We start from the raw sequence: 13,513 nt of genomic DNA on the forward strand, positions 1-13,513 counted from the left end.
GTGCCTTGCGGCCGCCTGAATGTTAGGATGAAATCCCAACTTCATAACACAGGACTGTCTTGTTTCATGTCAGAAACCGACACTGCAGGAGCGGCCTACGCCGCTGAATTTGAACGCTGGGCAAACATGTTTGCCACCCATAAAGCGTTTAGCCATCCATCTGAGCTTCACGGCGCTCTTTGCGGTCGTTTGGCTGCCGGGTCACGCATCGAGGAAGATGAGTGGCTCGCCATGGTATGTGAGCACATGGGGTTGCCTGAAAGTGCATCCGGGGAGGCCGATGACCTCTCTGCTTTCATGAAAGAAGCTTACGAACAAACCCTGGAGTTTCTGAAGTCTGCGGATATGAGTTTCCACCCACTGCTCCCGGACGATGACTATGCGCTTGACCAACGCCTCGAAGCTCTGGTGGCCTGGATACGGGGTTTTCTTGAAGGTATGGCTCTGTCGGCCGGCGAGTCTTTAGGTCAAGCACCGGAAGAGATTCGTGAACTTATCGAAGATATGGTCGCCATCAGCCAGGTTTCGGAAGACCAGGAGTCTGATCAGGAAAGCGAACAACAGTTGGTTGAAATAACGGAATACATCCGGCTCGGGGCTCTGGCCGTATTCACCGAATTCAATCCCCCGGAAAAGCCTGCGTCACAAGCGCCAACGCTGCACTGATCATCTCACACACTGCGGGAGAATTTATGCCAACCATTATACCCGTCAAGGAATTTGCAGAGCGCCGTCGCAAACTGATGGAGCGCATGGCACCTGACAGCATTGCCATAATTCCCGCTGCGCCGGAGCGCGTCCGGAACCGGGATGTACTGCATCCATTTCGCCAAGACAGCGATTTCCAGTACCTGACCGGCTTTGGTGAGCCAGAGGCGGTGCTGGCATTGATTCCGGGCCGTGAGCACGGAGAGTCGGTGCTGTTCTGCAAAGAGAAAAACCCTGAAAAAGAACTGTGGGATGGTTTTCTGGTGGGGCCGGAGGGTGCAATCGAGCGCTACGGCCTGGACGACGCCTTCCCGGTGGCAGATATCGACGACATTCTGCCCGGTATGATTGAAGGTCGCAGCCGGGTGTATTATCCACTGGGTAAAGACCAGGGGTTTGATACCCGGGTGATGGACTGGGTCAAAGTTATCCGCAGCAAGGTGAAAAGCGGTGCGCATCCGCCGGGTGAGTTTGTGGCGCTGGAACACCTGCTGCATGACCTTCGGCTTTACAAAAGTGCCAGCGAAATCAAGGCTATGGCCAGGGCTGGTGAGATTAGCGCCGAAGCCCATTGCCGCGCCATGAAGCGCGCACGCCAGGGTGGCAGTGAGTACAACCTCGAGGCTGAGTTGATCTATACCTTTATGGAACACGGATCACGTTCCACGGCCTATCCGTCTATTGTTGGTGGCGGTGCCAATGGCTGTATCCTGCATTACATCGAGAACACGGCGCCCCTGAAAGAGGGTGATCTGGTACTGATTGATGCCGGCTGTGAAGTGGAATGCTACGCCTCCGACATTACCCGTACCTTCCCGGTCAATGGCAAATTCAGCCCTGAACAGCGGGCACTCTATGATGTTGTGCTGGACGCTCAGTATGCGGCCATTGAAGCGGTGCGCCCCGGCAATCACTGGAATCATCCCCATGAGGCCGCCTTGAGAGTGCTGACCGGTGGCCTGATTGACCTGGGTATTTTGTCAGGTACGGTCGACGACGCCATTGCCGACGAAGCCTTCAAACCTTTTTTCATGCACCGGACCGGCCACTGGCTGGGTCTGGATGTACACGACGTGGGCGACTACAAGGTCGGCGATGCGTGGCGGTTGCTTGAGCCGGGTATGGCACTGACGGTTGAGCCTGGCTTGTACATTTCTCCGGGCAACACCGATGTAGATGAAAAGTGGCGGGGTATCGGCATCCGTATTGAAGACGATGTAGTGGTTACCAAAGATGGGTGCCGGGTACTGACAAACGGGGTGCCAAAAACCGTTGAAGAGATCGAAGCGCTGATGGCGGAATGAGCCTGTGAAACACTCTGATACTGATGTGATCATTGCCGGTGGCGGGCTTGCAGGCGCCACCCTGGCGCTGGCCCTTGCCAGGGTGGCGCCAGCCTTGAGGGTGACAGTGGCAGAGACTTTTCCGCTATCTGCGGATGCTTTGCCCGAATCCTATCAGCCGAGCTATGACGCCCGCTCGACAGCCTTGGCCTGGGGGTCGCGGTTGATTTTTGAAGAACTCGGGCTCTGGTCACGATTATCGGAGCATGCAACGCCCATTCGACAGATTCACGTTTCTGATCGCGGCCATTTCGGCGCCACTCGGCTGAATGCGAAGGAGTATCAACAGCAAGCTCTGGGCTACGTGGTGGACAACCGCTGGATGGGGCTGTGCCTGATGCGAGAGCTGCTGTCAACGGACACCCAGTGGCGAGCGCCGGCGGAAGTTGTCGACATGAAGTCTTCTGAGCAGGGCGTGAATGTTACCCTGAAGAGCGGTGATGAAATTAGTCGCATCACGGCGCAGTGCCTGATTGTGGCAGACGGAGGCCGTTCCGGGTTGAGAGAAAAGCTCGGCTTCCAGCCCAGCCACCACAGCTATGACCAGAACGCTCTGGTTGCCAACGTAAGCACCAGTGAGAGCCATGAGTTCACAGCATTCGAGCGTTTTACCGAAGCCGGCCCCATGGCTATGCTGCCGCAGGGTTCACCTTCCCATGCGAGCCATCAGTCAGCGCTGGTCTGGACTTTGAGCGACGAAGAGCTTGAAGCTGTTCTGGCAATGTCTGACAGCAACAAATGCCAACGGCTTCAGAATCGCTTTGGCTGGCGACTGGGCCGGTTTACAAAAATTGGCGAATGCAATCATTACCCCCTGACACTGACCACGGTTGACGAGCCTGTAAGGCCCGGTGTCGCGCTGGTAGGCAATGCCGCGCACGCTTTGCACCCGGTGGCAGGGCAAGGCTTCAATCTCGCACTGCGGGGCTTGATGACGTTAGTAGAGCAGTTCCGGTTGGCGGCAGAGCAAGGCCGGTCGCCGGGCGATTTTCAGATTTTGCGCCGTTATCACGAATTGCATCGCCCGGACTGGCAACAGACCGTAAAGTTCTCGGATTCACTCATTCGTATCTTTGGTCAAACCCCGGCGCCGGTGACAGCAGCGAGAGATGCCGGATTGGTAGGTCTGGATCTGTTGCCTGGTGCCAAGCGCCTGTTTGCGCGCAACGCTATGGGTATAGGCGGCCGCCGCGCTGTCATTAACCATCCTGGACTCAATGAGCAGCCAGACCGCCATCAGCACGGGATCTCAGAGCATGAGTGACACCAGCGTGTTCGATATTCTTGTAGTCGGCGGTGGCATGACCGGCACCGCTCTTGCTCTTGGCTTGTCCCGGCAGGGCTGGCGGGTTGGGTTAATCGAAGGCGGTGATCGCGATACTCTGCTGCAGGTTCCAGATGCCGCCGAGGGTGTGGCGGATTTTGAACCTCGAGTCAGTGCCATCTCTGTGGCCAGCCAGCAGTTGCTGGAATCCCTTGGTGCCTGGCAGAGTGTCGTGACTGGTCGTCATTGCCCCTATCAAGGCATGACCGTGTGGGATGGAGACGGCACCGGGCGTATCCATTTTGATGCGGCCGAGTTGCAGTCACGCGCCCTGGGAACGATTGTAGAAAACCGTAGCCTGGTTCGGGCCTTGTTCGAGGTTGTGGTGGCCAGCGATGTTGAGCTGATTGATGGTGTGCAGGTTATCGGATGTTCCCGGACTGGCGAGCAACGCAGTATTGAGCTTGCGGATGGCCGGACACTGGGTGCTCGCCTTGTAATCGCAGCGGATGGTGCCAACTCACGGTTGCGCCAGTGGGCAGGGTTGCCGACCCGTGAATGGGATTACGATCAGCAAGCGATTGTGTGCACCGTACGCACGGCCCAAAGTCACAGGTACACAGCCTGGCAGCGGTTTTCCCAAACCGGGCCTCTGGCGTTTTTGCCGCTGACACCGGAAAACGCTGATGAACATTTCTGTTCTATCGTCTGGTCGCAGGATACCGAAGAAGCCCGCCGTTTGATGGCGCTGGACGATACCGCCTTCGCTGCGGAGCTGGAGGGAGCAATCGAACGAGAGCTCGGAGCTGTTGAAGCTGTTTCCAAACGCTTTGCCTTTCCGCTTCGGCAGCGCCACGCCAAAGATTACATCGCCCCCGGTTTTGCACTGGTAGGAGATGCGGCCCACACCATCCACCCGCTCGCAGGCCAGGGTGCCAACCTCGGTTATGGCGATGTCCGGGTGCTGCTGGAGGAACTCTCCAGGGCCAAAAACACAGGGTTGAGCCCCGCTCATGAACTGGTTCTGGCGCGCTATCAGCGCCGCCGAAAGGGCGACAATCTAACCATGATGGCTGCGATGGAAGGCTTCAAGCAGTTATTTGGCCGTGATGAACTGCCATTCAGGCTTCTCAGAAATACCGGTATGCGCTGGCTTGATGGGCTGGGCCCGGTTAAAAACCGGATTGCTGCCGAGGCGATGGGGCTGAGAAGTTAGAATAGGCAAAAAGCTGCCAGCGCCCCGTCGCGCAGTTCAGATAAGTTGAACTGGTTTCTGGGCAATCAGCTTTCGGATACACTCGACCGATACCTCACCAATACTCCCGGGAACCCAATACCATGGCTGGAGCAAGCTTACTCGCCCTCATCGATGATATAGCCACGATACTTGATGATGTTTCAGTGATGACAAAAGCCGCCACAAAAAAAACTGCTGGCGTGCTGGGTGATGACCTTGCGCTTAACGCACAGCAGGTAACCGGCGTAAAACCAGCCCGGGAGCTGCCAGTTGTCTGGGCGGTGGCCAAAGGCTCGATGCTGAACAAGGTGATTCTTGTGCCGGCCGCGGTCGCGATCAGTTTTTTTGTGCCCTGGCTGGTTACACCGCTGCTGATGCTAGGCGGCGCGTTTCTTTGCTTTGAAGGCGCCGAAAAGCTGGCCCACAAATTTCTGCATTCGGAGGAGGAAAAGCAGCACAAAAAGGAACTGCTCAAAGCCGTCAGGCAGCCCGATGTCGATCTGAAAGTCGTGGAAAAGCGAAAGATAAAAGGCGCTATCCGAACGGACTTCATTCTTTCGGCGGAGATTATAGCCATTACCCTCGGTGTAGTAGTCGGCACCAGCATAGGAATGCAGTTTGCGGTGCTGTCTGTGGTGGCTGCGGCGGTGACAGTGGTTGTCTACGGTCTGGTGGCGGGAATCGTAAAGCTTGACGATGCAGGTCTCTATTTGAGCCAGAAAGACAGTGAGTTGGCAAAGCGGGTGGGCAATGGCATTCTCTGGCTTGCTCCCTACCTTATGAAGGGACTGTCGATTCTCGGTACTCTGGCCATGTTTCTGGTAGGTGGTGGCATTCTTGTGCATGGAGTGCCGCCGCTTTATCACGCAATCGAACACTTCGCAGCAGGTGTTGGTGGTCCGGCGGCCACTTTGATACCTGTACTGGCCAACGGTTTGATTGGCATATTGTCGGGTGCGTTACTGGTGGCGGTACTTACACCCTTGCTTCGGATGTGGGAATCGAGGTCAAAGCCTGACTGATTTCAAAGGCAGGCATCAAACAGCCGGCTGACGAGAACGGGAACGGCCGTTTCCACCCGCAGAATACGCGGCCCCAGATGGACACTCTGGCAGCCGGCATCTTCCAGTTTACCGACTTCGTAGGGTGTAAAGCCGCCTTCCGGGCCTATGCACAATGCAGCGGGTCTATCCAGGTGCGTGGGGCAGGGCGTTGCAGTGCCCGGGTGGGCAACCAGCGCCTGTTTGCCGTTCAGTAAAGCGGGCAGCTCATCTTCCACGAAGGGTTTGAACAGTTTGCGGATATGCACGCTCGGCATGGCCGTGTCTTTTGACTGTTCAAGCCCGAGGGTCAGGTTCTCCCTCAGGTTTTCATCCGACAGCCAGGGCGTCTGCCAGAAGCTTTTTTCTACCTTGTAGCTGTTGATCAGCCATATGTCTTTAATACCCAATGTTGCGCTGGTTTGTAGAATACGGCGAAACATCTTGGGCCGGGGCATGGCCAGAAGGAGCGTGAGGGGCAGTGGGGCCGGTGGCTGCTGATCCAGAGTAACAATCAGTTCGGCTTCTGAATCCGTGAGCCTTAGCACTTTGCCGAGTCCCATCTGGCCATTTACGCGGCCAACCGATAGCTGGTCTCCCGTGGACACGCCAATCACAGCCCGTATGTGCTCAAGCCGCCGGCCCCGAAGGATAACGCGGTCCCGGGTAACAAAGTCCTCGTCAAACAGTAAGGCCAGGTTCATTCAGAGGGTGACTCGTCCGAGTCTGTATCTGACACTTCTCGTACAGCCAGCCGGCCAAACAAAATACCCAACTCGAACAGAATCCACATGGGCACAGCCAGAAGCGTCTGAGAGATGATATCCGGGGGCGTCAGCATCATGCCGATGATAAAACAACCCACAACCACATATGGACGCTTTGATGCCAGATCCGCGGGCGTTGTGACGCCGCTGAGGATCAGCAGAATGGTGGCAATGGGAATCTCGAAGGCAATACCGAAAGCGAAAAACATTTTCAGCACGAAATTCAGATAGCTACTGATATCCGGCAGCTCAACAATGCCCTCCGGGCCTATGGCCGTAAAAAAGCCAAATACCAGAGGGAACACCACGTAATAAGCAAACGCAGCACCCAGATAGAACAGGATGACGGAGGTAAATAGCAGGGGAAAGGCGAGCCGCTTTTCATGGGCGTAGAGGCCCGGGGCCACAAAGCTCCAGAGCTGGTAAAGAATAATCGGTATAGCGGCAAAGACAGACAGGAAAAGGGCCAGTTTCAGAGGTGCGAAAAATGGCGACGTGATGTCTGTTGCAATCATTGTCTGTCCGATCGGAAGCAATGATCGGATAGGTTCGGATAGCCAGAGATACAGCTCGTTAGCGAAGGGATAAATGGCCGCAAAACAGATCACCACGGCCAGAACCATTTTCAGTAGCCGGTTCCTCAGTTCCAGCAAGTGCTCAACCAGAGGCATGTCCGGTTGTCCGGAAGAGGTGTGTTGATGTTCCGGGCCCTTGCCCTCGGTTTTTGCATTCATGGAGATTTGTCCGAGGGTTTTTCCACTGAGTCGATGTTTGCGTCTTTTTTCAAGCCTTGATCAGCGGCTGGCTGTTTGGGGGTTGCCGGTTTTCTGGCGGGCTCGCCCTCCATGATCATGTGCTCGTACTTTTTGGCCTCGTCCAGAGCGCCCCGTACGGTTTTCTCAACATCTTCCAGTCCGACATCACCGGCGTCCCGAAGCTCTTTTCTTAGCTCATCGGCTTTCATCTGGCGGTCGAGCTCTGAGGTGAACTGGCTGACCATGCGGCGAGCACCACCAATCCAACGCCCGGCCGCGCGCGCAGCCGTTGGGAGCCGTTCGGGGCCGAGCACCAGGAGAGCGATAACGCCGCAGATCAGCAGCTCAAGAAAGCCGATATCAAACATTCTGTCTGGTCTCAGCTTTTGGTTTTATCCCTGGGCTTCTCTTCAGCTGCTTGCCGTGTTTGCTCATCGGCCTGAGCTTCCAGAGAGTCCGGGTCTTCGGACTTGGTGTCTTCGTCATTCATGGACTTTTTAAAGCCGCGAATGGCGCCACCAAGATCAGTGCCGATGTTGCGGAGTTTTTTAGTTCCGAACAACAGGATGACGATGCCCAGTACGATAAGAAGTTGCCAGATACTGATGCCCATTACGGGGTCCTCGTTTAAATGTTTCTGTTTGTCGGTATTGTACGTTACCGGGGGCTGTTCGCGGAAACCCCTCCAAAGGGGTATCGCGACTTATTGGCTTCGGGACGCTTTCTCTTCAAGGCCGGAAAGATCAAACCGGCTGGCCAGCTCGTCCAGAATGTCCTTGGAAGACAAGCCCAGATTGGAAAGCATGACCATGCTGTGAAACCAGAGATCCGCAGTTTCGCTGACCACGGCCCGGGTATTTCCGGAGTGTTCTGCGTCCTTGGCGGCCAACAATGTCTCCGTGCACTCCTCGCCAACCTTTTCCAGAATCTTGTTCAGGCCTTTCGCATGGAGGCTGGCGACGTAGGATTTCTCCGGGTCGGCTGATTTACGGGCTTCCAGAACCTGCGTCAGGTTTTCCAGAACATCGCTCACTGCACACACTCCTCAGTTCTTGCCATAAATGGCGTCTGGATCTTTAATCACCGGGTCGACACTGGTCCATTTTCCGTCTTTCAGGGAGCGATAAAAACAGCTGCGTCGACCAGTGTGGCAGGCGATTCCACCCTTTTGTTCCACTTTCAGCAAGATCACATCCTCATCGCAATCGAGGCGAATGTCCTTTACTACCTGCTGGTGCCCCGAGGTTTCACCCTTGCGCCAGAGCTTGCCTCGCGATCGAGACCAGTAAACAGCCTGGCCCTCTTCCGCGGTGAGGCGAAGTGATTCGCGATTCATCCAGGCCATCATCAGAATGTCGCCGGTGACAGCATCCTGAGCAATTGCCGGAACGAGTCCATCCGCCGTCCACCGGACAGCTTCAAGCCAATCGAGGTTGGCTAGATTATAAGGTACATCTTTCATTTTTATGAATCCCGAGTACTGCATGCTGAAAGTTGCCGTAAACTAAAGGGCGAGCGAGAAGCTGGTGGCATCTTTTCTCTACGCTTACCATCTTGGCCCGCTCTGAGCTTCATTGAGTTAGCCGGCCGATGGAAGGTTACCTCCCAGCATGTTTTCAACAACTGCAGCATTATAGAAAGCTTCAACTGTCTGGATTTTGTCGTCCTGAACACGAAACCAGATCGCAAGGCGCACGTCGCCGATCGGTTCAAAGTTGGTCTGGTAATCCAGGATTGCGAACACATGCTCCCCGTCGGCACTAAGCTGGCGCAGGATAAGATCTTTCTGAATTGCGGCCATACCGAATTGGTAGGTCATCATGTCATCCGGATTGAGGAAGCGCATATTCGGCCCCACATATTCGAAGCCCTCATCAACCAGAAGGGCTTTTGCCTCATCAAAACGCTGGGCATGGATGTCCGCGATGTACTGCGCCACGATTTGCTTGGGCTGCATGAAAAAACTCCATTTCGAACACAGGGATGATTAGGGTGCCAAAGGTTCCATTCAATCACATAGTTCTTTATCGCGAAACCAAAGGTCGTCAGCGAGGCCCCGGAATCGTAGCAAAGCTGACCAATTTAGCGGCTGCCGCGTATCACCAAAGCACCAGCGCATGCCAGGAGGGCCCAGGTCCAGATGGGCGCATTCTCTGCCCAATCGCGGGCTTCCGGCTGGGTGCCTACAATGGCGGTGGCAACCAGAGCGAGGGCTGCTATTCCACGACGCCAGAGTCGGTCGGTTCTCAGCTGTTGCTCCCGGAGTAGCGCCAGAGTGTCCTGGTTTTGTTTCTCGGTTGGGCCCGCGCTGCGGAGTTGTAACAGTGCGTCGTGGACCAGTTGAGGCATTTCCGGAGACTGTTCCAGCCATGAAGGCAGGTGAGTCTGCAGGGACTTGATCAGGCCGGCCGGCCCTATCCGCTTGCGCATCCAGCCTTCCAGGAACGGCTGTGCTGTGCTCCACAAATCGAGCTCCGGATAGAGCTGTCGGCCCAGACCTTCCACGTTAAGCAGGGTTTTTTGCAGCAGAACCAGTTGTGGTTGCACCTCCATGTTAAACCGGCGGGCAGTCTGGAAAAGCCGGAGCAGGAAGTGACCGAAGGAAATGTCCTTCAGGGGCTTTTCAAAAATTGGCTCGCATACGGTACGGATGGCGGCCTCAAACTCGTTCACCCGGGTATCCGGCGGCACCCAGCCAGACTGGATATGGAGTTGCGCCACTTGCCTGTAGTCGCGCCGGAAAAAGGCCAGCAGGTTGCGCGCAAGGTAGCTTTGGTCGTCCGGTGCCAGGGTGCCGACAATGCCAAAATCAATCGCGATATATTTCGGGTCGGCCGGGTTGGTAACGTCTACAAAAATGTTGCCCGGATGCATGTCGGCGTGAAAAAAACTGTCGCGAAAGACCTGGGTGAAGAAAATCTCGACGCCTTTTTCTGCGAGAACCTTCAGATTTACGCCCGCCGCTTTCAGAGCCGGAACATCGGCAATGGGAATGCCATGGATACGCTCCATCACCATTACGGACTTTCGGGTGTAATCCCAATCGATGAAGGGGATATAGATCAGCGGGGAATTCTCGAAATTGCGACGCAGCTGGCTGGCATTGGCGGCTTCCCGCTGCAGGTCCAGTTCGTCGTGAATGGTCGAGTCGTAATCTTCAACCACTTCTACCGGGTGCAGTCGCTTGCCTTCGGTCCAGTATTTTTCCAGCAGGTTGGCCATCAGATACATCAGGGCCAGATCCTGGCGGATGACTTTTTCGATGCCGGGGCGCAGCACTTTCACAACCACTTCCTGACCATTCAACAGCGTAGCCGCATGAACCTGGGCTACGGATGCGGACGCCATGGGGTCAGCGCTGAACGCTTTGAACAATTCGGAAACCGGCGCGCCGAGGGAGGTCTCAATGATTTGGCGGGCCGTATCACTGGAGAACGGAGGCACGCGATCCTGCAGGGTTTTGAGTGATTCCGCCATGTCGTCTGGTAGCAAGTCACGGCGCGTGGAAAGAATCTGTCCAAACTTGACGAAGACTGGCCCGAGCTCTTCCAGAGCCAGGCGCAGCCGGTCGCCACGATCAAGCTTCGGCTGCGGGAAAAGGTGCCAGGGAGCCAGCAGGAAAAATAATTTCAGCGGTGCGGGAAGTTCCGCCATTGGCAAAAATATGTCCAACCGGTAACGGCAGAATACCCAGAAAATTCGAAACAGGCGTTGCAGGCGGGTCACGGAGTCTCCGGTTGGTCAGTATTGCTGCGGCTTTCGATTTGGTTAACGTGAGCTTCCAGGCGTTCGGTACGCAGGCTCAGGGAATCAATATCCTCGAACGTGGCTTCCAGTTCACGTCTGCCGGGCAGGGCGCGGCTCTCTTCGTGCACGTATTCTTCAATATTAGCGTTCAGCGTGGTGAAAGCCTGGCGGCTCCAGCTTACCGAGTTGCGAATACGTTTGCCGATAAAGTGGGCAAGCATGTCGCCAATGTGTCTTGCCATGGCAGCTTCCCAGTCTGGGTTGAGCTGATCCAGCGACCGCTGGAACTGGTGTGCGAGGTTTGTATCGCCGACGACACCGAGACGCTTGTCCGTGAACACGCGGTTATCGCCCGTTGCCAGTGCGGCGAAAGCCAGAGGCTTGCCGCTGATTTCCAGTGCCGGTTGATCTACAGACTGGCTCCGCACCTGCACCTGATTGCCTGTTCTGTGCAGAGAAAAGGTAAGGAGCAGAGGGTCGGTCATGCGGAACTGGACAGGCCCTTCAAGCGCTGCCAGCAACGCCTTCTGGCCAGCAGGATCCAGTTCCAGCGCCTGGTTCAGTGCCCGCTCGATTATGGCGGTTATTGCCGCAAGCAGGGTCGGGCCAGGGAACATCAGGGTTTGATTCCAACATGCAGGGCAACAATGCCGCCGGTCATGTTGTAATACTTGCAGTTTACCAGGCCTGCGTTTTCCATCATGCCCTTGAGCGTCTCCTGGTCCGGGTGCATGCGAATGGACTCGGCCAGGTACTTATAACTCTCGCTGTCGCCGGCGATAAGCTGGCCGATCAGCGGCAGGGCGGTGAAGGAGTATGTATCGTAGGCTTTGCTGAGTAGCGGGTTGGAGGGTTTGGAAAATTCCAGCACCATGAGTTTTCCGCCAGGCTTCAGCACGCGGGTCATATCCCGAAGCGCCTGATCCTTGTCGGTCACATTGCGCAGGCCGAAGGCAATAGAAACCGCGTTGAAGTTGTTGTCGGGGAAAGGCAGGTGCTCGGCATCGGCTTGCACGTATTCGATGTTGCCGGCATAGCCGCGATCGGTCAGGCGGCTCCGGCCAACCTGCAGCATGGAGGCGTTGATGTCGGCAAGAACCACTTTGCCGTCAGGCCCGACCAGATCAGAGAACTTCATGGTCAGGTCGCCGGTTCCGCCAGCAATATCGAGCACCTGGTGGCCAGGGCGCACGCCGGAGAGCTCGATGGTGAAACGCTTCCACAACCGGTGGATGCCCATGGACATGAGGTCGTTCATGAGATCGTATTTGCCCGCCACGCTGTGAAACACTTCGGCGACCTGGCCGGCCTTCTGGCTCTTGGGTACATTCCGGAAACCGAAATGGGTGACGTCATCCTGGCCGTTATTGGAACTGGCCGGCGTTTGTTGATCGCTCATGGGGCATGTCCTGTCAGAATCTGAACCCCGTATTCTAACGCTTGGCGGGGTTGCTACAAGGGTGGCTAGACGTTAAATACCGACTTACACTATAAAACCTTTCAATTTTGAAGAGAAAACTGATTCATGTCCGTAATCGATGTACATCGCGCCCACACTCTTGATAAAGACCATGCCCGCGAAGCGGCGGAAACACTTGCCAAGGACCTCTCCAGCAAGTTCGAGCTCGACTATCAGTGGGAAGGAGATCACCTCAAGTTCAAACGCTCGGGCGTTAAAGGTCATCTGAACATTACCGATGATGACCTTAATGTGCACCTGGAACTGGGCATGTTATTGCGGCCTTTCAAATCGCGGATCGAGCAGGAGATTCATAGCCAGCTTGATCAGATTTTGAAAGCCTGAGACACACCATGAGTGGATTGAAATAAGGCGCTCATGGGCTGTTAAAGGTCGTTCGGGAGCACAAATGGGTCCGGGCGACCGTTGAGAATGTTGTCCATAATTTGCTGCTCCCGGGTGACCAGCCGGTCGATCAGCAGGTTAACCTTGTCCATTCTGCGAAATGCCGAATACCCTCTGTGAAGAAAATCGTGCAGATCGCTCAGGTCAGCCATTTCTGCAGGTGTCCGGCTCATTGAGAGCAGCCAGCCCAAGGTGCGATTACGCACATATCGGTCAAGCTGTTGCCCCACATCGGCGACCAGCACCACTTGCTGTCTGCGCTGTTCCAGTTTCTGGCTTGCTCGGTAAACATCGCAGTAACGTTCAGGCGTTAGCGATTCGGCGTGTATGTCGCGTTCATCGAGCAGTTCTGCCAGCTCAAGATCCAGCTGCTGGGTAATCAGGTTCAGCTCCACCAGCCCGGCGAGCGTTTCCAGCAAGTGGTCAGGCAACCACTTGACCATTTTGGGGAACACCCGATCTATATTGTCGTCGCGCCGTGTCATGCTGGCGGGGGCATAAAGGTCCGTGAGCAGGAACTCCAGGCCAGCCTGATAGCCAGGGTGCTGATACAGGTCCTGGTGGGTCAGCTTCAGGCGCCTGGCCTGCCAGTCTGCAACGGTGAGTGCACTGTCGAGGAGCCGGTGGTCCGCTTTCTGTTGCCGAAAGTCGTGATAATCCAGTAGCAGCTGCTGTAAGCGGCGGGCGCTTTCTGAGCGCACTTCCGTGCCAACAAGGCGCTCACGATACATGGGCCAGCTCCGGTAGGTCTGAGTGCAGGTTTGAATATAGCCGGGTAGTTTACCGTA

General features: G+C 55.8%; 17 protein-coding genes. 6 read left to right on the forward strand and 11 right to left on the reverse strand.

Annotated elements, in window-relative coordinates:
- Positions 1-66 precede the first annotated feature (66 nt).
- The 5 genes from Q4606_RS01965 (at position 67) to Q4606_RS01985 (ending at position 5,574) form a co-directional block, all read left to right on the forward strand.
- Positions 67-666, forward strand: a complete 600-nt coding sequence (locus Q4606_RS01965) for a UPF0149 family protein (RefSeq protein ID WP_303606504.1) — start codon at positions 67-69, stop codon at positions 664-666.
- A gap of 26 nt (positions 667-692) precedes the next feature.
- The gene (gene pepP / locus Q4606_RS01970) at positions 693-2,012 is read left to right on the forward strand and encodes a Xaa-Pro aminopeptidase (protein WP_303594441.1); all 1,320 of its coding nucleotides are present in this window, start codon (positions 693-695) and stop codon (positions 2,010-2,012) included.
- Positions 2,013-2,016: 4 nt separating this feature from the next.
- Positions 2,017-3,315 (forward strand): 2-octaprenyl-6-methoxyphenyl hydroxylase, encoded by a 1,299-nt coding sequence (gene ubiH, locus Q4606_RS01975; protein ID WP_303606505.1) that lies wholly within the window; start codon positions 2,017-2,019, stop codon positions 3,313-3,315.
- A complete protein-coding gene (locus Q4606_RS01980) occupies positions 3,308-4,531 on the forward strand; it encodes a UbiH/UbiF/VisC/COQ6 family ubiquinone biosynthesis hydroxylase (protein ID WP_303594438.1) in 1,224 nt (407 codons plus the stop codon). The genes ubiH and Q4606_RS01980 overlap by 8 nt, the downstream gene beginning before the upstream one ends.
- A 122-nt stretch (positions 4,532-4,653) precedes the next feature.
- Complete coding sequence (locus Q4606_RS01985) at positions 4,654-5,574, forward strand: DUF808 domain-containing protein (RefSeq protein WP_303606506.1); 921 nt, start codon at positions 4,654-4,656, stop codon at positions 5,572-5,574.
- A 2-nt stretch (positions 5,575-5,576) separates the two neighbouring features.
- Here the strand turns inward: Q4606_RS01985 and Q4606_RS01990 are convergent, their stop codons facing one another.
- From Q4606_RS01990 to ubiE, 10 genes are all read right to left on the reverse strand, one after another.
- The gene (locus Q4606_RS01990) at positions 5,577-6,296 is read right to left on the reverse strand and encodes a 16S rRNA (uracil(1498)-N(3))-methyltransferase (protein WP_303606507.1); all 720 of its coding nucleotides are present in this window, start codon (positions 6,294-6,296) and stop codon (positions 5,577-5,579) included.
- The gene (gene tatC / locus Q4606_RS01995; protein ID WP_303594433.1) at positions 6,293-7,093 is read right to left on the reverse strand and encodes a twin-arginine translocase subunit TatC; all 801 of its coding nucleotides are present in this window, start codon (positions 7,091-7,093) and stop codon (positions 6,293-6,295) included. The genes Q4606_RS01990 and tatC overlap by 4 nt, the downstream gene beginning before the upstream one ends.
- Entirely contained in the window at positions 7,090-7,482 is a 393-nt protein-coding gene (tatB, locus tag Q4606_RS02000; RefSeq protein WP_303594432.1) for a Sec-independent protein translocase protein TatB, read from the reverse strand. The genes tatC and tatB overlap by 4 nt, the downstream gene beginning before the upstream one ends.
- An 11-nt stretch (positions 7,483-7,493) precedes the next feature.
- Positions 7,494-7,727, reverse strand: a complete 234-nt coding sequence (gene tatA, locus Q4606_RS02005; RefSeq protein ID WP_303594430.1) for a Sec-independent protein translocase subunit TatA — start codon at positions 7,725-7,727, stop codon at positions 7,494-7,496.
- Between the two features lie 90 nt (positions 7,728-7,817).
- The gene (locus Q4606_RS02010) at positions 7,818-8,147 is read right to left on the reverse strand and encodes a phosphoribosyl-ATP diphosphatase (RefSeq protein ID WP_303594429.1); all 330 of its coding nucleotides are present in this window, start codon (positions 8,145-8,147) and stop codon (positions 7,818-7,820) included.
- Positions 8,148-8,159: 12 nt separating this feature from the next.
- Entirely contained in the window at positions 8,160-8,576 is a 417-nt protein-coding gene (hisI, locus tag Q4606_RS02015) for a phosphoribosyl-AMP cyclohydrolase (RefSeq protein WP_303594427.1), read from the reverse strand.
- A gap of 117 nt (positions 8,577-8,693) precedes the next feature.
- A complete protein-coding gene (locus Q4606_RS02020; RefSeq protein ID WP_303594425.1) occupies positions 8,694-9,071 on the reverse strand; it encodes a nuclear transport factor 2 family protein in 378 nt (125 codons plus the stop codon).
- Positions 9,072-9,196: 125 nt separating this feature from the next.
- Positions 9,197-10,840, reverse strand: a complete 1,644-nt coding sequence (gene ubiB, locus Q4606_RS02025; RefSeq protein ID WP_303606508.1) for a ubiquinone biosynthesis regulatory protein kinase UbiB — start codon at positions 10,838-10,840, stop codon at positions 9,197-9,199.
- The gene (locus Q4606_RS02030) at positions 10,837-11,478 is read right to left on the reverse strand and encodes an SCP2 domain-containing protein (protein WP_303606509.1); all 642 of its coding nucleotides are present in this window, start codon (positions 11,476-11,478) and stop codon (positions 10,837-10,839) included. Before Q4606_RS02030 ends, ubiB begins: the two co-directional genes overlap by 4 nt.
- On the reverse strand, positions 11,478-12,260 hold the full coding sequence (ubiE, locus tag Q4606_RS02035; protein WP_303594419.1) for a bifunctional demethylmenaquinone methyltransferase/2-methoxy-6-polyprenyl-1,4-benzoquinol methylase UbiE: 783 nt from the start codon (positions 12,258-12,260) through the stop codon (positions 11,478-11,480). The genes Q4606_RS02030 and ubiE overlap by 1 nt, the downstream gene beginning before the upstream one ends.
- A gap of 126 nt (positions 12,261-12,386) precedes the next feature.
- On the opposite strand from ubiE, the gene Q4606_RS02040 reads away from it, so the two are divergent.
- The gene (locus Q4606_RS02040) at positions 12,387-12,665 is read left to right on the forward strand and encodes a polyhydroxyalkanoic acid system family protein (protein ID WP_303594417.1); all 279 of its coding nucleotides are present in this window, start codon (positions 12,387-12,389) and stop codon (positions 12,663-12,665) included.
- A gap of 41 nt (positions 12,666-12,706) precedes the next feature.
- Here the strand turns inward: Q4606_RS02040 and Q4606_RS02045 are convergent, their stop codons facing one another.
- Positions 12,707-13,456: a hypothetical protein gene (locus Q4606_RS02045; protein WP_303594415.1), complete on the reverse strand. Its 750-nt coding sequence runs from the start codon at positions 13,454-13,456 to the stop codon at positions 12,707-12,709.
- Positions 13,457-13,513: the final 57 nt, after the last annotated feature.

It is taken from the genome of Marinobacter sp. 1_MG-2023, from assembly GCF_030549045.1.
Lineage (GTDB): Bacteria > Pseudomonadota > Gammaproteobacteria > Pseudomonadales > Oleiphilaceae > Marinobacter.